The sequence below is a fragment of the Desulfobacterales bacterium genome (assembly GCA_030066985.1).
Lineage (GTDB): Bacteria > Desulfobacterota > Desulfobacteria > Desulfobacterales > JAHEIW01 > JAHEIW01.
The window spans coordinates 22,937-41,916 of sequence record JASJAN010000047.1 but is presented as its reverse complement, the minus strand read 5'-3'; the positions used below and the strand labels follow the sequence as shown (position 1 = coordinate 41,916).

15 protein-coding genes are annotated in these 18,980 nt (G+C 50.2%); 7 read left to right on the top strand and 8 right to left on the bottom strand.

Annotated elements, in window-relative coordinates; translation table 11 throughout:
* Positions 1-613 (top strand): acyl CoA:acetate/3-ketoacid CoA transferase (locus QNJ26_19150; protein MDJ0987666.1); only part of this gene is annotated, 613 nt, incomplete at its 5' end.
* A 36-nt stretch (positions 614-649) separates the two neighbouring features.
* On the opposite strand, the gene QNJ26_19145 is transcribed toward QNJ26_19150, so the two are convergent.
* Positions 650-2,110 (bottom strand): sigma 54-interacting transcriptional regulator, encoded by a 1,461-nt coding sequence (locus tag QNJ26_19145; protein MDJ0987665.1) that lies wholly within the window; start codon positions 2,108-2,110, stop codon positions 650-652.
* A 250-nt stretch (positions 2,111-2,360) separates the two neighbouring features.
* Here QNJ26_19145 and QNJ26_19140 point away from each other — a divergent pair, with 250 nt between their 5' ends.
* From QNJ26_19140 to QNJ26_19115, 6 genes are all read left to right on the top strand, one after another.
* Positions 2,361-3,218 (top strand): SDR family oxidoreductase, encoded by an 858-nt coding sequence (locus QNJ26_19140; protein MDJ0987664.1) that lies wholly within the window; start codon positions 2,361-2,363, stop codon positions 3,216-3,218.
* 172 nt (positions 3,219-3,390) lie between these two features.
* Positions 3,391-4,542: a TRAP transporter substrate-binding protein gene (locus QNJ26_19135; protein MDJ0987663.1), complete on the top strand. Its 1,152-nt coding sequence runs from the start codon at positions 3,391-3,393 to the stop codon at positions 4,540-4,542.
* Positions 4,543-4,674: 132 nt separating this feature from the next.
* Entirely contained in the window at positions 4,675-5,202 is a 528-nt protein-coding gene (locus tag QNJ26_19130) for a TRAP transporter small permease subunit (protein ID MDJ0987662.1), read from the top strand.
* Positions 5,203-5,205: 3 nt separating this feature from the next.
* Positions 5,206-6,591, top strand: a complete 1,386-nt coding sequence (locus QNJ26_19125) for a TRAP transporter large permease subunit (GenBank protein MDJ0987661.1) — start codon at positions 5,206-5,208, stop codon at positions 6,589-6,591.
* A 99-nt stretch (positions 6,592-6,690) separates the two neighbouring features.
* On the top strand, positions 6,691-7,929 hold the full coding sequence (locus tag QNJ26_19120) for an ABC transporter substrate-binding protein (protein MDJ0987660.1): 1,239 nt from the start codon (positions 6,691-6,693) through the stop codon (positions 7,927-7,929).
* Between the two features lie 78 nt (positions 7,930-8,007).
* Entirely contained in the window at positions 8,008-9,645 is a 1,638-nt protein-coding gene (locus QNJ26_19115) for an acyl-CoA synthetase (protein ID MDJ0987659.1), read from the top strand.
* A gap of 162 nt (positions 9,646-9,807) precedes the next feature.
* On the opposite strand, the gene QNJ26_19110 is transcribed toward QNJ26_19115, so the two are convergent.
* The 7 genes from QNJ26_19110 to QNJ26_19080 all read right to left on the bottom strand — a co-directional run bounded on the left by QNJ26_19110 (position 9,808) and on the right by QNJ26_19080 (position 18,763).
* A complete protein-coding gene (locus tag QNJ26_19110; protein MDJ0987658.1) occupies positions 9,808-10,308 on the bottom strand; it encodes a universal stress protein in 501 nt (166 codons plus the stop codon).
* A gap of 114 nt (positions 10,309-10,422) precedes the next feature.
* Positions 10,423-11,298, bottom strand: a complete 876-nt coding sequence (locus QNJ26_19105) for an NAD(P)-dependent oxidoreductase (protein MDJ0987657.1) — start codon at positions 11,296-11,298, stop codon at positions 10,423-10,425.
* A gap of 195 nt (positions 11,299-11,493) precedes the next feature.
* The gene (locus QNJ26_19100) at positions 11,494-12,879 is read right to left on the bottom strand and encodes an FAD-binding oxidoreductase (protein ID MDJ0987656.1); all 1,386 of its coding nucleotides are present in this window, start codon (positions 12,877-12,879) and stop codon (positions 11,494-11,496) included.
* 45 nt (positions 12,880-12,924) lie between these two features.
* On the bottom strand, positions 12,925-15,750 hold the full coding sequence (locus QNJ26_19095; protein MDJ0987655.1) for an FAD-binding and (Fe-S)-binding domain-containing protein: 2,826 nt from the start codon (positions 15,748-15,750) through the stop codon (positions 12,925-12,927).
* A 178-nt stretch (positions 15,751-15,928) separates the two neighbouring features.
* The gene (locus QNJ26_19090; GenBank protein MDJ0987654.1) at positions 15,929-16,597 is read right to left on the bottom strand and encodes a lactate utilization protein; all 669 of its coding nucleotides are present in this window, start codon (positions 16,595-16,597) and stop codon (positions 15,929-15,931) included.
* Entirely contained in the window at positions 16,594-18,021 is a 1,428-nt protein-coding gene (locus QNJ26_19085; GenBank protein MDJ0987653.1) for a LutB/LldF family L-lactate oxidation iron-sulfur protein, read from the bottom strand. The genes QNJ26_19090 and QNJ26_19085 overlap by 4 nt, the downstream gene beginning before the upstream one ends.
* Entirely contained in the window at positions 18,011-18,763 is a 753-nt protein-coding gene (locus tag QNJ26_19080; GenBank protein ID MDJ0987652.1) for a (Fe-S)-binding protein, read from the bottom strand. Before QNJ26_19080 ends, QNJ26_19085 begins: the two co-directional genes overlap by 11 nt.
* Positions 18,764-18,980 lie beyond the last annotated feature (217 nt).

Below are 18,980 nucleotides of genomic sequence, written 5' to 3'. Positions count from 1 at the left end.
TACCTTCAGCGGCAGATATGCCCTCGAAAAAAAGCAACCCGTGCTTTACATTACCGAGCGCTGCGTATTTGCCCTAACTGATCAAGGCATGACGCTGATCGAAATCGCTCCCGGGGTGGATCTGGCAAAAGACATTCTGGCCCAGATGGATTTTGAACCCATCATTAAGGCGCAACCGCGCTTGATGGATAACCGCATCTTCCGTTCTGTGCCCATGGATCTCAAAGCGGATCTTCTATCCCTGACATTAGAAGAGCGGTTGACCTACGATCCAGCTGAAAATCTGTTTTTTGTCAACTTTGAAGGTTATGCGATTCAATCATCACAGGATGTACAGGCGGTCAAAGAGGCAGTAGAGCGGATTGTGGCACCTTTGGGAAAAAAGGTCTACACCATTGTCAATTACGACAATTTTACCATTTTACCGGATATCGTGGATGAATATACCGACATGGTTAAGCATCTGGTGGATCACTATTACTCCGGGGTGACACGCTATACCACCAGTACCTTTTTGCGGATGAAACTCGGCGACGCCTTGCAAAAGCGGGATGTGGCCCCTCATATTTATGAAAGCAGTCAGGAGGCCCAGCAGGCGTTAAAGAAAGCCTAGACGATCTGTATCAATTGCTCTACAGGTTTAAGTTGGTTATTCGGGTTTGAGCGCAATATTGTATTTTTTCATTTTTTTATACAAAAGCGTGCGATGAATCCCCAGGAGTTTGGCTGCCTGCGCTTTATTATGGCGGGTTTCCTTTAAGGCATATTGAATGGCATCTCTTTCCGCTCGCGCCTGCACCCCTTTGATGTCCATTGTAGACTGATTCTGCTCGGGAAGCTTTTTCTGCATGCGGCTCACATAAAAAGGCAGGTCGCCCAAATGAATGATGTCGCCTTCAATTGAAGACAGGGCTCTTTCCAAAACGTTTAACAATTCACGGACATTTCCGGGCCAGGTGTATTTTTTCAATGCTGCGGCAGCATCATTGTCCAGTGAAATTTCTGAAAGATTCGCCTCTTTGGCCATTTGCTTTAAAAAGTGCTGGGCCAGCGGCACGATATCGCTTTTGCGCTCCCGCAGCGGCGGGATATGCAAAGGTATGACATTTAGCCGGTAGAACAGATCCTTTCGAAAGCGCTCATCGGCAAGCATGTCTTCAAGGTCTTGGTTGGTGGCCGCGATGACGCGAAAGTCTGAGCGGATGATCTTCGTGCCCCCGACGCGTTCAAACTCCTTTTCTTCTACCACCCGTAAAAGCTTTGGCTGCATCACCAGCGGCAGGTCTCCGATTTCATCTAAAAAAACTGTACCCTGGTTGGCGATCTCAAATTTACCAGGTTTGCCCTCGGATTTGGCACCGGTAAAAGCACCTTTTTCATAGCCGAACAACTCGGATTCCAGCAGATCTTTGGGTATGGCCGAGCAGTTGATCCGCACAAAAGGGTATAGTTTACGCGGGCTGGCGTGATGGATGGCCTGGGCGAAAAGCTCCTTGCCGGTACCGCTGTCACCGGTAATCAACACCGGAAATTGATTGACCGACGCTTTCAGGGCTTCCTTCTTCAACTCGCGGATGACCCGGCTGCTGCCCACAATGCTGTCAAAGGTATAGCGGGTGGATCTCAGATTGATCAGTTCCTCTTCATAGTGTTTGACTTTAGATTCCAGCAATGAAAGTCGATTGGCCAGATTGGTGACATCTTTGACATCTTTGAACATGACCTGTCCGAAAACCGCAATCACTTGACCGTCTTTTTTGATCGGAATCCGCTGAACGACCATGCTTTGCCCCTTGATCCGCTGGGTTTGGTTGATCTCGGCCTTTCCGGTCTTGGCCACGATGTGCATGCGTGTATTTTCAACCACTTCGGTGCAGTGCTTGCCAATCTGATTCGCTGGATCAAGCCCCAAAAACTGACCGTAAGGTTTGTTAAAATGGGTAATGATCCCTTCAGCGTCGGTGACCATGACGCCGTTATAAATGCTTTCAAAGACCAGTTGATAGGCTTCCAATTGATCTTTAAGTACCACAGACCCATCAGGATCTGCTTGCAACTCTAACGGGATACCGTTTTTGGATGCCCGACTTATTTTTGAGCCGGTTTTCATCGAATCCCCCTTCTGTATCAATATGGCAACATGTATATAGATTGATACATATCAGCCTATACAAACAACCGCTGAAATTGTCGAGAAAAAAATGCATCCAAAGTATAAAACAGCCATATAGTGGGCACTAGAGCAGTATTGCCGCTATCGGCACCGGTAAGATTTCACTAAAACGTTTGGTCCAGAATTTGCAGATTTAATTCTAACCCACCGTGCAATCGAATCTGAGCTTCTTTAAGGGAGGACCCCTATGGACATCCGAGAGCCCGAGATCAAGCGTGAAGACATATTGATTCTCGAAGATGATAATTTCAATACCCACAACGTTTGTATCGTTACCGGGTCAGGAACCGGTATCGGCAGGGCGACAGCCATCGCCGCCGCTGCCAACAATTTGATGACTGTCGGTTTGGATTTTAATGAAAAGGAGGGGAAAAAAACGCAAAAAATGGCCCGGGATATGGGCGGCCAGATGATTTTTGTAAAGACTGATTTATGCCAAGATGCGGATATCGAGCATGCGGTCGCTGAAGCCGCCAAACTTGGCAGCATTAAATTTGTGGCCAATATTGCCGGTATTCAGCACATTGATTCGGTCGACGATTTTCCGATGGAAAAATATGATTACATGCAAAGATTGATGTTGCGGGCACCGTTTTATCTATCCAAGCTAACTTTGCCGCACATCAAAAAAAGCAGTGACGGGGTTGGCGCTATCGGCAACATGGCATCCGTGCATGCCCACATTAGCACCCTCAATAAACCGGTTTACAACATTACCAAGTTCGGACTGCGCGCCTTGACCCAGTCAATTGCGGCCGAAGGCGAGGGCAGAATTCGTTCCTTCACCGTCAGTACCGGGTTTGTTAAAACTGCTCTGACATTAAATCAAATCCCTGCCCAGGCTGAACAACGCGGCATTACGCCCGAAGAGGTTGTGCGAGAAGTCATGATGGGTTACTCCCGTATCAAGGAAATGATGTCACCCATCGAGGTGGCAAACCTTTTTATTTTTGGATTTTCCCGCTTTGCCAAATATCTTATCGGCGGCGACCTTTTATTCGATGGGGGAATGGTGCGTACGTATGCCCAAAAAAAAATCGAATAGGGATCTCATAGCGCAATTCACTAAATTCTAAACGGTTTATTGTTAAAATCAGGCCGATCATTTGAACTCATATTTTATTCCTTGACAAAAAGGGGGTGGTTATCGATAGTTAGCGCTACGTTGTGCAGGTGATTATTTTCTAATGTTGACATTTCAAAAAAGGAGAATCGTGATGAAGAAAAACGCTTTTATGAAAACGTTAATCCTTCTTCTTGCCGCCAGTTTTGTGCTGTCTGGATTGTTTTTAAGCTGTGCAAAACAGGAAGAAGAAAAAAAGCCTGCTGCGGCAGCAGCTCCGGCGGAGGAGCCCAAAGCTCCTGAGGCAAAGAAAGTTTTGATAAAGGTTCCGATCTGCTTTGCCACCAGTCTTCCGGGTTTGGGTTCAACCATCAAATGGGTTGCAGACCGAATTGAACTCGCCAGTGCCGGTACGATTGCAATGAAGGTCTACGAACCGGGCAAACTGGTAGCGCCGTTTGAAATCCTGGATGCGGTATCCGAAGGTAAAATCAATGGCGGGTACAGCGTTTCAGGTTACTGGGCCGGCAAGATACCGGCTTCGCCGATTTTTACAGCCATCCCCTTTGGCCCCGAAACCGGCGAATTTTTGGCCTGGCTGTATTATGGCAACGGTATGAAACTGTGGCAGGAGATGTACGACAGCCACGGCTACAATGTTAAAGTCCTGCTGTGCGGCATCATCGCACCTGAGACCTCAGGCTGGTTTACCAAGCCCATTAATTCACCGGATGATCTCAAAGGCCTGAAGATGCGCTTTTTTGGGCTGGGCGGCCAGGCCATGCAGAAACTGGGCGCTTCGGTCAGTTTGATTCCGGGTGGCGAAATTTTTCCGGCTCTGGAGAAAAAAGCGATCGAAGCCACTGAATTTTCGATGCCCGCCATCGATAAACTGCTGGGCTTTCAAAAGATTGCCAAATATAATTATTTTCCCGGCTGGCATCAGCAGGCCACAACTTTTGAGCTGCTGATCAATAAAGATGCCTGGAACGGCATGACGGATCACCAGCGTGCGGTTATTGAAATGATGTGCAAGGCCGCCACGGCGGATGCCTTTGCCTACACCGAAGCCATTCAATGGCAGGCGATGAAGGAAAACGTCGAAAATAACGGTGTGACCAACATGTACTGGTCCGATGAAATGCTGGCGACCTTCAAACAGGCCTGGGAAGAAGTTGCCGCCGAGCAATCCGCCAAAGACCCGTTTTTCAAAAAGGTCTGGGATGATTTTTCAGCCTTCCGTAAGGATTATGCCCTGTGGCAATCCTATGGATTTTTGCCGCGTCCCAAACCGCCGAAACAATAATTTATCTTTAATTGAATATGTCATCCCAAAGCGTTGCGGGGGACCCGATAACGATCTCCTGCACCTTTGGGAAATATTCGTTACGAATAACCTTAACCCGATTAATCGTTCCCGCCCTATAGGGAGATTGGCATGAGCGCAGAAACCCAACAGGATATGGCCCCCAGCAAATTTTGTGATGCCCTGGATAAATTCATTCGTTCCATCGGACACGTGGTCATGTGGACCAACGGCATTCTAGTTCTTGTCATTATTCTGCAGGTCATTTTGCGCTATGGCTTCGGCCGTGGCCTGGTTATACTGGAAGAATTGCAGTGGCATCTATATGCGTTAGGGATCATGTTCGGGGCTTCTTATGCCCAGATGATGGATTCCCATATCCGGGTGGACATCATCCATGCGCGTCTTTCCCAGAAATGGAGATACCGCTGGGATCTGTTTGGTACCGTCGTTCTGTTGTTGCCCTTTATCATTATCATCTTCCATCAGAGCCTGGATTTTGTCTGGGAATCCTGGCGGGTCAATGAACGCTCTGATGCTCCCATGGGGCTGCCCTGGCGCTGGGCGATCAAAGGGATTATCCCCATCACCTTCTTCCTGCTGGGAGTCGCCACCATTTCAAGAGCCGTGCGCACCTTTCTTTCTCTGAGGAGAACCTAAACCATGGAATTTAACGATTATCTCGTAATCGCCATGTTTCTGACCTTTGTCAGCCTCCTGTTCACCGGCTTTCCGGTTGCCTGGGTGTTGGGGGGCGTGGCCATGATATTTACCCTGGTGGGCTGGGTTGCCGATCAGTATTTTGGCACCCTGACAGGTCTGGATTACCTGACCCTGGGCATGGTGATTAACCGGATTTTCAAATTCATGGATAACTGGGTCCTGGTGGCCCTGCCCATGTTTATCTTTATGGGTCTGATGCTCGATCGTTCCGGCATCGCCGAAAGCATGATGAAGTCCATGCAGAGTCTCTTTGGTAAAGTGCGCGGCGGGTTGGCCGTCACCGTTACGACCATCGGCATCATCCTGGCGGCTTCGACCGGTATTATCGGGGCTTCGGTGGTGCTTTTGGGGCTGTTGTCTTTGCCGGCCATGATGAAGCAAGGCTATTCCAAAACGCTGGCACTGGGGACCATCGCCGGCTCCGGCACTCTGGGTATTTTGATACCGCCCAGTATTATGCTGGTCATTATGGCCGATCAGCTGGGGTTGTCTGTGGGCGATTTGTTTATGGGTGCGGTTGTACCCGGTGTCATTTTAGGGTCCTTGTATATTGCCTATATTTTGATCTTTAGCTTGCTGAATCCCAAGGCAGCGCCGTTGGACCCCAATCGGCAGCCCATCGCCTGGCGCATGCTCTGGGATGTTCTCAAAAGTATTTTGCCGCCTGCGGGATTGATTATTGCCGTGCTGGGCTCTATATTTGCCGGCATCACTACCCCCACTGAAGCCAGCGGCGTCGGCGCCCTGGGCGCCACCATCTTGGCGGCCATGAACAAGCGGCTTAATTTCAAGGTCATTGTCGAAGTCATGAAGGCCTGCTTTAACACCACCGCCTATATTTTTGCTATTTTTCTGGGGGCGACCTGTTTTGCCCTCGTGCTGCGCAGTCTCGGGGGGGATGAATTCATCGAAAGAATTCTCACCGGAATCCCGCTGGGACCATATGGCATCATGGCGGTTATTCTGGGGGCCGTATTTCTGCTCGGTTTTTTTCTGGATTGGATTGAAATCACGTTAATCGTTTTACCCTTGATTGCACCGGTTGTCTCTGGCCTCGGGTTTCAGATCGAGGGGCACGGCGTCGTGGATAATCCGGAACTGGTCTGGTTTGTGGTCCTGATTGCCGTAAGTTTGCAAACCTCATTTTTAACGCCTCCTGTTGGATTTGCCCTTTTCTATCTAAAAGGTGTTGCGCCGCCTGAAGTGGAACTTGTCGATATTTATAAAGGCGTGGTGCCTTTTATCATTCTGCAGCTGATCGGACTGGTGATCATCGCTATCTGGCCGCAGCTGGTCATCTGGCTGCCGGCTTTGGCTTACGGCTAAACCATAATACAGCCCAGTCATACCCGGGAGACCAAAGGTCGCCGACCATTATTTAAGAGCACACTGCTCACAACGTGACCTTAGATGAGGAGGCGCCTCATGAAAACCAAATCTTCCATCGCAATAACTGCCATTTTGTTAATCATCTTGCCGGGCGTTATGCTCTGCAACAGCGCTTTTGCCGGCGAAGCTTTCCATCTCGGCGTTGCTCTGGGCCTTTCCGGAACCGGCGCTCCTTATTCAAAGGAGGCAGTAGAAGGCATCGAAATCGCCGTCAATGAGATCAATGCATTGGGCGGACTTCTGGGAGCGCATCGGATTAGACTTTTTATCAGAGATACCCAGACCAAACCGGACGTCGCCAGACAGGTGGTCGAAAATCTGATTCAAACCGATAAGGTTCAAACGATTATCGCAACCTATTCCAGTGCGACGGCATTGGCCATCAAACCCATATGCCGTAAAAACAGAGTGTTGCACATTGCAACGATCAGTAACTCTGAAAATATCACCAAAATTGACCCCAGCCCCTATACCTATTCGGTTGTCCCCAATACATATATGTTGTCAAAGGCAGTTGTTGTCGGCGTTGCCAATTTGGCCAAAAAGAATAATTGGAAAAAGTTTGTGACCGTTGCTTCCGACTATGCCTGGGGCCGTTCCAGTCAAGAGGTGCAGGTCGATCTTTTAAGACAGATCGCACCAAATCTAGAATTGGTCAGCACTTACTGGCCAAGACTGGGTCAGTCACGGTTTAATTCCTTTATAGTTGATATTCTGGCCCAAAAGCCTGATTTTGTCCTTGGATCCATTGCCGGGACGGACAATGCCTTCTGGATGAGAGATGCTAGAGACTATCGATTATTCAAGCAAGTCGAATATCCGGGTGGTCTAATTAGCCTGACCGAATTGAAATCGCAAGCCAGAAGCATTCGCAGAGACCAATATGGTAGAACCCGGGCGCCATTTTTCGCCCACCTGGATATCCCTATGATGGCCAAATTGGTGGATACCTATAAGGCCAAGTTTGGCACCTATCCCAGCGATTGGGTAGTGATGGCCTATGACGGCGTTCATGCCCTCAAACAGGGTGTTGATAAAGCAGGCAGCATCGATATCGAAAAGGTCAAAGATGCCATGAAGGGAATGACCATTGATACCACCCGCGGAAAGCTTTTTTTCCGCAAGATTGACAATCAGTTAAGCTGTTCAACTTACTTCGGGCGGGTGGCCGATGATCCTAACTATCCCTTCCCCATCTATCACGAGCTGCTGGAACTAAAAGCACCCGAAAACTGGCGACCCGAGGCCGAAATAAAGGCTGCTAGAAAACAGTAAAAATCCGTGTCTTTCGAAATGGCTGCGTTATTCACGACGTGGTCTTTTCTTATTCAGGTCGCAATAGGAGAAATCACCGTGTTAAAGCCCGGCAAAACTTATGCTGACGTATTTGATACTTTCCGTTGGGAAATTCCCGAGTATTACAATATCGGTGTGGACATTTGTGATCGCTGGGCCGACCAGCGCAACCGTCTGGCACTGGTTTATGAAAATGAAAACGGCCAGGTTGAAAAATATACGTTTGCCGATTTAAAGCGTCTATCCAACCAGCTGGCAAATGGTCTGCTGGTCAGCGGTATAAAGCAGGGAGATCGCTTCGGCATCCTGCTGCCCCAATGCCCGGAAACGGCCATCAGCCATATTGCCGCCTACAAAATCGGCGCTGTTGCCATCCCCATGTTCACCCTGTTCGGCACCGATGCCCTGGCCTATCGTCTGGCCAACAGCGCAGCCAAAGGCGTTGTCACCGACAGTGCCAACCTGCCCAAGATTATAGAGATTCGGGACCAGTTGCCGGATCTGGAGGTGATCATCGTCACCCGCGGTGAAAAACAGGATCAGGTGCAGGATTTCGCAAAACTAATTGAAAAAGGATCCACCGATTTTACGCCGGTTAAAACCCGGGCCGATGATCCGGCCTTAATCATTTATACATCGGGCACGACCGGCCCGCCCAAAGGGGCCTTGCATGCGCACCGGGTGCTGTTGGGCCATTTACCGGGAGTGGAGTTTCCGCACAATTTTTTCCCGCAGGAAAACGATTTTTTCTGGACCCCGGCGGATTGGGCCTGGATTGGCGGGTTGATCGATGTGCTCTTTCCCAGCTGGCACCATGGCATCCCCGTGCTGGCGCACCGTGCTAAAAAATTCGACCCGGAAGAAGCCTTTCATCTGATTGCCAAATACAACATCCGCAACGCTTTCATGCCCCCCACGGCGCTGAAGCTGATGCGCCAGGTCAAAAACCCGCGTAATCAATATACCTTAAATATGCGCAGTATCGGCAGCGGGGGCGAAACATTGGGCGAAGAGCTGCTGGAATGGGGCCGCGAGGTTTTCGATTTGACCATCAATGAATTTTACGGCCAAACCGAAGCCAATTTGATCGTAGGCAACTGCGCGGCCATCATGCAAAATCTGCCCGGTTCGATGGGCAGGGCCGTTCCGGGGCACACTTTGGCGGTGGTGGATGGTGAAGGCCGGCCGGTACCGCCTGGCGAGGCCGGTGAGGTGGCTGTTCGCCGACCCGATCCGGTTATGTTTCTAGAATACTGGAAAAATCCGCAGGCCACGGCGGATAAATTTGTGGGGGATTGGTGCCTGACGGGGGATTTGGCCAAACAGGACGAAGCAGGATATTTTTGGTTTGTGGGCCGCAAGGACGATGTGATCACCAGTGCGGGATATCGCATTGGTCCGGCTGAGATCGAAGACTGTATAATGAAGCATCCGGATGTGGGGATGGTCGCCGTTGTTGGCAGCCCGGATGAGGTGCGCACCGAGATTGTCAAAGCCTTTATTGTTCTCAAGCCCGAAGTTGCTGCCGATGATGATCTCGCCGCCGGTATTAAAGACTTTGTTAAGGTTCGTTTGGCAGCCCATGAGTACCCGCGGGAGATAGAATTTGTCGATGAGCTGCCGATGACCGCCACCGGCAAAATTATGCGCAAGGATTTAAAGGCCTTGGAGGTCAAAAGAAAAGCGAAGCGGTAGACGTTGGGAATATAAAATAGGACACAGATACACGCAGATGTTCACAGATAATAAGGAAATCAACACGCTTTCAATTCAGGTGGAAAATCACATATTGTTTTTTATCTGTGATAATCTGTGTAAATCAGTGTCCCAACTCAAGCGAAACATTATTGCAAAAAATTAGTCCTCGCCATTTTCCGGTAATCGGACGACCAGGACCGGCTTCTTGCAGCGCCTGACCACCCGGCGCGAAACACTGCCCATGACGGCATCGGCCAGAAAACTGTGGCCATGAGCGCCCATTACGACCATATCATATTCATTATTTTCAACCTCTTGCAATATTTCTTCCACCGGCTTGCCAATGGTGACCTTAATTTTGTCTGTAATAAACGGGCATGAGGGCAGCTCGGCCTGCACATTTTCGCAAAACGATGTCAGTCGCTTTTTGAGATTAGTCAACACCTCTTTCTCATTGTTGCCCCGGAGCTCCTCCCACTTTTCCTGACCGATAATGCCGACTACCAAATTATCGGTGGTGGGCGAAATATCCTCTAAAACATGCAGGATGGTGATACCGGCATCATATCGGTTGGCCAGGCTAGCGGCATAGCTGAAGGCATAGCGTGCATTTTCAGAAAGATCGGTAGTGTATAAAATTTTATTTATTTCTGGTATCATTGCTTCTCCTGTAGGGCACTGCGATCACGAGTACATCAAAAACCAATGTCAATCATAAGTTCGAATTACAGCCATTTCAAATTCAGTTCACTGATAACGGATCACCCATAAGGCTTATTCCAGTCCGGATTGCTTTCGAATTGCACGACCGATAGCAGATACATCGTCGTCCGCGTGGCCGCTGGCAATCAGACCATTTTCGATTTGTTCGACCAGGGCGGTGGCTGGAAGTGTTACTTCCAATTCCCGCGCTGTTTGCAGTGCGATTCCCAGATCTTTGTGGTGCAGTTTGACGCGGAAGCCCAGCGGGTACTCGTTTTTGACCACATTGATACCCCGGTTGTGTAAAACCCACGAGCTGGCTGCACCGCCACTGATAGCCGCAATCACTTTTTCCATATCCAGCCCGGCTTTCATGCCCAGGGTTAATCCTTCGGCAACCGACAAATAAGTGCCGGCAATCATAATTTGATTAATGGCTTTGGTTATTTGCCCGGCACCGATGGGCCCCACATGCGTGACGGTTTTGCCCATGATTTCCAAAATGGGTAAGGCTTTTTCAAAAGCATCCGAATCGCCACCCACCATTATGGCCAAAGTGCCGTTGTTGGCCCCTTCCGGCCCACCGGAAACCGGGGCATCCAGCATTTTGATCCCTTTTGTGCCCAGTGCCTCCGCCATCTGACGAGTGGCAGTCGGGCTGATGGTGGACATATCGATCACGATTGCGCCTTGCGGGGCGCCATGGATGATCCCTTCATCCCCCAGAACCACTTGTTCCACATCGGGGGTATCACTGACCATCGTGACGATCACCTCAGCACCTTCGGCGGCTTCCCGGGGAGATTCGGCTCGCTGAGCCCCTTGTTTGGCAACATGTTCTTCCTTTTCCCGGGTACGGTTGTGAACGCTGACTTCATGACCGGCTTTGAGAAGATTAAGCGACATGCCCACTCCCATGGTTCCCAGTCCGATAAATCCTATTTTCATAAATTACCTCCGTTGATTGTTATTCCAAATATTTGCCTTTAGTAGGTTTAAACACACACGATAACTATTTGCGGCTGGCACACGGCACACGCTAAAAGCGATTCAGATTCGAAGTCCTACCCTTGCGCCTTATGCCTGTTTCATTTTACCTGCTAGTGAAATATCTTTGACTAAGCTCACTTTAGCCTTGGCCGTTTAAGGCTCCATAAAGATCTTCCCCGGATTCAGCAACCCTTTGGGATCGATCAGATCCTTGATCCGGCGCATGAGTTGATAGCTGTCACCATGCTCGAGCTGCATGAACTTGCGCTTGCCGATGCCAATGCCGTGCTCGCCGGTGCAGGTGCCGCCCAGTTGCACCGCGCGGGTGACGATTTGGGCATTGATCTCTTCCAGCAGTGACCACTCTTTATCGTTATCCGGATCACCCACCAGGACCACATGCAAATTTCCATCGCCGGCGTGACCAAAGACATAACCGGAAACCTGGTGATCATCAACCAGTTTCTGAGAGAAGACAATCATTTCCGGGTATTGTGAGATGGGCACGGCGGCATCCACAATCAGGGTTTCTTTGCCCGGGTGGGCGCGGTGAATGGTTTCCCAGGCTTCGTGGCGGGCGCGCCAGAGCCGCGCCCGTTCATTGGCCTCGACGCCAAACTGAAATCCCGTGGCCCCACAGTCCTCGCACAATTCTTTGGCCAGATCAGCGGTTTCCTGCAGGGTGGCTGCACTGATGCCATGAAATTCACAAAACAGCGATGGCGCCTCCGGAAGCCCAAGATTCTTTTCACGATTCATTAAATTGATCAGCTGGGGTGGGAGTAGTTCCAGCGCGGCGGGTTCCAATCCAGAACCGATCATGGCCGCCACCGCTCGAGAGGCTTCATTCAGTTTGCCAAAAGTTATGGTGGCCGCAAGATGATGGCTGGGGATGCCGGTCAGCCGCAAGGTTGCTTCGGTTACAACCCCCAGGGTGCCTTCAGACCCCACGAACAGGCGGGATAAGTCATAACCAGAAGAAGATTTATGGGCTTTGCAACCCGTGTGGATAATGCTGCCGTCGGGCAGCACCACCGTGAGTTTCATGACGTAGTCTTTGGTGGCGCCGTATTTGACGGTTTGAACGCCCGAGGCATTGTTGGCGATCATACCACCGATAGTGGCATCGGCCCCCGGGTCGGGAGGGAAAAACAACCCCTGCTCTCCGACCATTCGGTTGAGCTCTTTGCGCAAAACGCCCGGTTGAACATCGACTTGTAAATCCTGGGGGCGAATGTCCAGCACTTTATTCATTTGGGTCATGTCAATAACCAGTCCTCCATGGATCGGTACAGGGTTGCCCTCTGTGCTGGTTCCTGCACCCCAGGGCGTAACCGGCACATTCTGATCATAAGCCCAGGCAAGGATATCGGACACTTCTGCCGTGGTTATCGGCCAAATGATACCCGCCGGCAGACGACCGCGATGGGCGGATATATCATGCAAATGCAGTTCGCGGTTGGACTGACCGTTTGAAAAACGGTCGGCAGACACAATTTTAGCCAATGCCGCAATTTGATCGGCGTTGAATTCTTCCATGGTGATTTCTCCGAAATATCTAAACTTTGCACGAAAATTCAGTTATTAGATAGCACTGGTGCACTGATCCACCAGATATACAATCGACTTATAATACAATCCGCTGTGCTGGGATAAGCCGATTTCACATGTGCGACTGGTCGAATATCCTGCGGCACATTGATCATTGACGGCCGCTTTTAATTCCTGCAGGGCGGATTGATTTAACTCTGGATGAGTAAATCCGCGGTCGCCCGCAAAGCCGCAACAGCCCACCAGGTCGGGCACAACAACATCGCGAGCACAAGCCTGCGCAACGGCCAGCAGTTTATGCTCTAAGGCCATTTTCATGTTGCTGCACGTATGATGCAGGGCAACGGTGGTATCTAAGGGGGTAAACGTCAGACGCTCCATCAGAAAATCATAAATAAATTCTGAAGGCTCATAAAGTTTGATACGCGGGTCCATACACTGGCGCATGCGATACAGACAGGGGCTGGTATCACACAAGACCGGAATGCGTCCGTCATCAGATACCTGCAGCAAGGCGTTTTCCAGTTCTTTTAATTTGATGTCCGCCTGCTCCTTAAACCCTTTGCTTTCAAACGGCGTGCCACAGCAAAGTCGCTGCATGTTCGACGGAAAAACCATTGCGTAACCGGCCTTTTTCAGCAATCGCATTGTGACCGATGGCAGCGATTCCTGATCCGGATCTCCACGGGCGGTGCCCATCGTTCGACTGACACAGCTTGGAAAGTAAACCACCTGGGGCAAGCCATTGGTTTGAGGGTTGGACGACTGGATTTTTCCGGCAGCGCCGGGCACATAAGGATTCCAGCCTGGCATCCAGCCGTTGCTCAGCTTCTGCAATCCTGAAGTGATGCGTTCCAGGCTGCGGGTACCCAGTAGATGATGGGCGTGATCCACCATTTTGAGACCCAGACGGACTGCAGTGGCAACCGTCCCGAAATGACGGGCCATCAATGCTGCTGCGCGATGCGCCGTGGGTCCCTGCTGGCTGTGGCGAAGCTCTTTGGTGTGTTCGCCGGTATTGATATCGATGGGGCAGCCCACCGAGCACATGCCATCCGCCGCGCAGGTTTGTTCTCCCAGATAATCATAGCTTTTTAAAAACTGATCCAATCGCTGCGGATTTTCCCGGGTCGTGTTGAGACGTGAGATTTCTCGTTGGGCCACAATGCGTTGCCGCGGGGTGAGCGTCAGATCCCGCGATGGGCAATACGCCTCACAGAAACCGCATTCTGTGCAGCGATCGACGATGGGATTGGTGGGTGGCAGCGGTTTCAGATTCTCCACATGCACATTGGGGTTGGTGTTGATGATCACACCGGGATTCAACAGATTTTTGGGATCAAAGATGTTTTTGATTTGTTGCATTAACCCGTAAGCCTCGGCTCCCCATTCCATTTCGACGTAGGGTGCCATATTGCGACCGGTACCGTGCTCCGCTTTCAGTGAACCGTCATATTTTTCAACCACCATGCGGCAAACATCGTCCATAAAACGATAATAGCGATCCACTTCTTTTTGAGTAGCAAAATCCTGGGTAAATACAAAATGCAGGTTGCCTTCGCGGGCATGACCGAAAATGATGGCTTCATCATAATGGTATGCGGCCATCAGGTCCTGTAGCTCTAAGGTGGCATCGGCGAGGCGGTCAATCGGAAAGGCGACATCTTCGATAATCACACTGGTCCCGATTTCCCGCACCGCCCCCACAGCCGGAAACAGGCCCTTGCGTATATTCCACAGCTGGGTGTATTCAGAGACCTTATCGGTAAATTCAATTGGACGCTCGGTGGGAAGTTCTGCCAACGAACGCTTGACGGTTTCGATGTTGTGCTGCAATTCATCGTTTGCGTGCGCCCGTGTTTCCACCAATAAGGCAGTGGTTTCCGCTGAGAAAGACTTGATATACGCCGGCATGCCCGCTTTGTCCTGGATCGATCGCAATGCGGCCCGATCCATGATCTCGGCGGCATCCACCGGGCCTTCCTTTAGTATGGCGGCGGCACTGCAGGCATTGGCAATATCCGGAAAAATCATTAAGGCACTGGCCTTATTGGGGTGCTCGACAACCGTATCGTAGGTGACTTCGGATATAAATCCCAAGCTGCCTTCGGATCCAATCATCAGATGCAACATGATGTCAAAAGGGTCATTAAAATCAACCAGCGAATTTAGGCTGTAGCCGGTGGTGTTTTTAATTTTAAACTTTTGGCGGATGCGGTCTGCTAGCGCGGCATTGCTGCGTGCTTTCTCAGCCAGTTGTAAGATGCTGTCTATCAGCGCCGGATGCTTTTGTTTGAAATTGGCGCGGCTTTTTTCATCAGCCGTATCCAGCAGTGTTCCATCATGAAACAGAATCCGCATGCTGTGAATGGTTTGGTAGCTGTTCTGGGCCACACCGCAGCACATGCCACTGGCGTTGTTGGCGGCAATGCCGCCGATCATAGCGGAATTGATCGATGCTGGATCGGGGCCGATTTTGCGGCTGAAAGGCGCCAAATAGCGATTGGCGTGCCCCCCGATGACACCGGGCTGCAGACGGATGCGCCTGCCGTTGTCCAGGATCTCATAGCTGTTCCAGTTGCCGCCGCAGAGCACTAAAACAGAATCGGTGACCGCCTGACCCGAAAGACTGGTGCCGGCAGCCCGAAAGGTCAACGGAATGCCGTGTTGATCAGCCGTGTGCAGAATACGGGATACTTCAGCCTCGCTATTGGCTTTGATAACAATTTTGGGTATCAGGCGGTAAAAACTGGCGTCTGTGCCGTAGGTCAGCGTGCGCAGTGGATCGGTGAACAGCCGCCGGTCGGGAATAAAGGCGCGCAGATCAGTGTAAAATTGGCGGTAATTGTCAGTTAGCATAGATAATAAATTAAGCGGTTACCCGGGAAACCACAGTTGGATATATCTGGTATTATTTTCACCACGAAGAACACGAAGATCACAAAGGAAAAACACGAAATTTTTCTTTTATTCTTCCGTGTCCTTCGTGCTCTTCGTGGTTCTGTATGCCGCACTTTAGATTCCTGCATAACCGAATTTATTCGTTTTTGATGATAATGACGACTAGCTCCTTGGGCCCATGCACACCAAAGGCTAAAGTTAGCTCGATGTCTGCTGTTTTCGAGGGGCCGGATATCAACACCACATTGGTCGGCATTTTTGAGACCCAGTCGCCCGCCTGCATGGCTTCGGCAAAAGTGGTGTGAATTTTATCGGCCTGCAATATGGCAATGTGAATCGGCGGCACCAGAGACATCAGGCGCGGTTCTTTTTCATCGGGCCACAGAATCAGGACACCGGTTTCGGCAATGCCGCCGATCGTCGAGGTGACGGCCGCATCGATACCAAAAAGCTGTTCCTTAAAATCTTCAATCGAACCATCATAAGTGACCAGTGCGGGCAATATGTTGGCATCATTTGTCCATGCCTCCTGCAGCTGGTCGCCTACGGGTGTGCCCGGAGCGTAGAGTAACGTTTTGAGATTCCGCTCTTTTAGGATTTGTTTTAAGGGTGTTGTCCAATCTGAGCCCTCAACAACATGCACCTCGGTGCGGACAGCTTCCATTAATGCTTTAAGCTTATCAATTTTTTGAGGCGTTTCGAGTGGTTCCACCGGCAGATCAGCCGCCTCAGGGATATCCACGGGTTGCCCTTTGGTGGCCGCATGCAGCCGTTTCAGGATTTGATCACGAGCGGCATCATTCATTTTTGGATTCCTTCCTCATCAACAAGCTGACGCAGGCTTTTAGGAGCAAATTTGGGTGCAGAACGATAACGCGTCCACTGCTTTAAAGGCCCGATTTTGGGTATTTTGGCACCCAAACGGCGCATTATTTTGTTTCCGATGGCATTTATGTGCGGGTGGGTGTTCATCAATTCCCAGCCCTTCCAGCCCAAGGTTTCGATCAGGTTTTTTTTGTAACCCCCATCCTTGACTGTTGCTAAAGAATCATCGGTATAGCTTTCATTTCGAAGCCGGCGCAGCAATTGCGGAATGGGGATTTTAACCGGGCAGACCTCAGCGCAGGCCTCGCATAGGCTGGATGCGGTTGCCAGTTCGCCCGCTTTTTTTAGGCCTTCGATTTGGGGGTTTAATATTTTGCCGATGGGCCCGGGATAAACAAATCCATAGGCGTGCCCACCGATGCGGGTATATACGGGGCAGTGATTTAAACAGGTGCCGCAGCGAATACATTGCAGTGTTTGGCGCAGTTGCGGATCGGATAAGACTGCCGAGCGGCCACTATCCAAAATGATGAGATGGACCTCTTTAGGTCCGTCTTTTTCTCCGGGCTTGCGCGCCGATGTAATCATGTTCACATACGTGGTGATCAACTGGCCGGTGGCCGAGCCGGTCAGCAGGCGCAGCATCGGTGGAATATCAGCTAATTTCTCAACCACCTTTTCCAACCCCATCACGGCAATATGAACCGGCGGTACGGTGGTGCTCATGCGGCCGTTGCCTTCGTTTTCCACCAGACAAAGGGTGCCGGTTTCCGCCACCGCGAAATTAACGCCGCTCAAGCCCACCTGGGCCTCAAAAAATTTCTGGCGCAGGTTTTGGCGGGCAATGGCATTGAGTTCCTCGACGTCTTCGGTGTAGGGTGTATCGGCCAGTTTTTGGTGAAAAATGTCGGCAATCTGTTGCTTATTTTTATGGATCGCAGGCACGATAATATGCGAGGGCTTCTCATCGTTCAATTGGATGATGAATTCACCCAGATCCGTTTCAACCACCTCGATTTGATGCGCCTGTAAAAATTCGTTCAATCCCATTTCTTCAGAGACCATGGACTTGCCTTTTACCAGACGGGTGGCCTGGTGTGCCTTCATGATGTGCAACACCTGATGATTGGCTTCCGAGGTGGTTTCTGCCCAATACACCTTGATACCGTTGCGGGTGCAATTTTCCTCAAGCTGTTCGAGCAATTGCGGTAATTGGCTTAAGGCGCGTCGTTTGATGGTGTTTCCGATCTGCCGCAATTGTTCGGTTTGGCTTTCATCTGAAAAAATTAGTTTGCGCTTTTGAATAAAATTTTTCATGGCAAACTTGAAATTTTCGCGTAGCTGTTTATCATCCAGGGCCTGAGAAGCGTTTTGCTGAAAATTAGGTCCAGTTTCATTTGACATGGGTTCTCTCCCAGATAAATTCGGCCAGGTGTTGGCTTTGAATAGGGACCTTCTGATAATCCATTGCGCCGCTGATATTCATCAAGCAGCCGCAATCTCCAGCCACTAACCGTTCGGCACCGGTCTGGCGAATATCGGCCACTTTATCAACGACCATGGCGCCTGATATTTTGGGCTGTTTAACGGCAAAAGTACCACCGAAACCGCAACACTCATGCTCGTTTTGCAGTTCAACCAACTCAACATTTTGCAACTGACAGATCAGTGATTTTGAATATTCGATGATGTGCATCTCTCTGAGAGCGTGGCAGGATGAATGCCAGGTAACTTTGATCGGCTGCCCGATATCCGCCAGTTGAACCTTGAGCGTGCGCACCAAAAATTCAGAAAGTTCGACAATTCGCTGTGAAAAGGCTTGAACTCTTTGCAGATGCCCATCGCCCTCAAACAACAGCGGATAATGATGTTTCATCATCCCGGCGCAGGACCCTGAGGGGACCACGATCGGATAATCTTCACTAAACAACCGCACTTGTTGCAGGGCGACCCTTTTGGCTTCTTTGGGAAAACCGGAATTATAGGCGGGCTGCCCGCAACAGCTCTGCTCGCGTGGAAAAATGACCTGGACGCCTTCGCGCTGGATTAATTTGATCCCCGCCAGACCCGCATCGGGAAAAATCGTATCCATCAGACAGGTACCGAAGTAATACACTTTATCAGGTTTTTCGACGTTTTGAGACATCACTGTTCCCCAGTTGACATTGTTGTTTTAACGATTAAAAATTATATCAGTGTATAATCTATTTCCGATTTTGGTATTCTGCAAATATGATATCAATCAAAGCGGTCGTAAATCGCCTGAATCCGGTCTTGATGGAGCGTTTATGCGTATCGATTTTCTTACAAGAGAGTGGGATCAGAATCAACTTAAAGTTTATGCGAGTGGTATTCAGAAATAG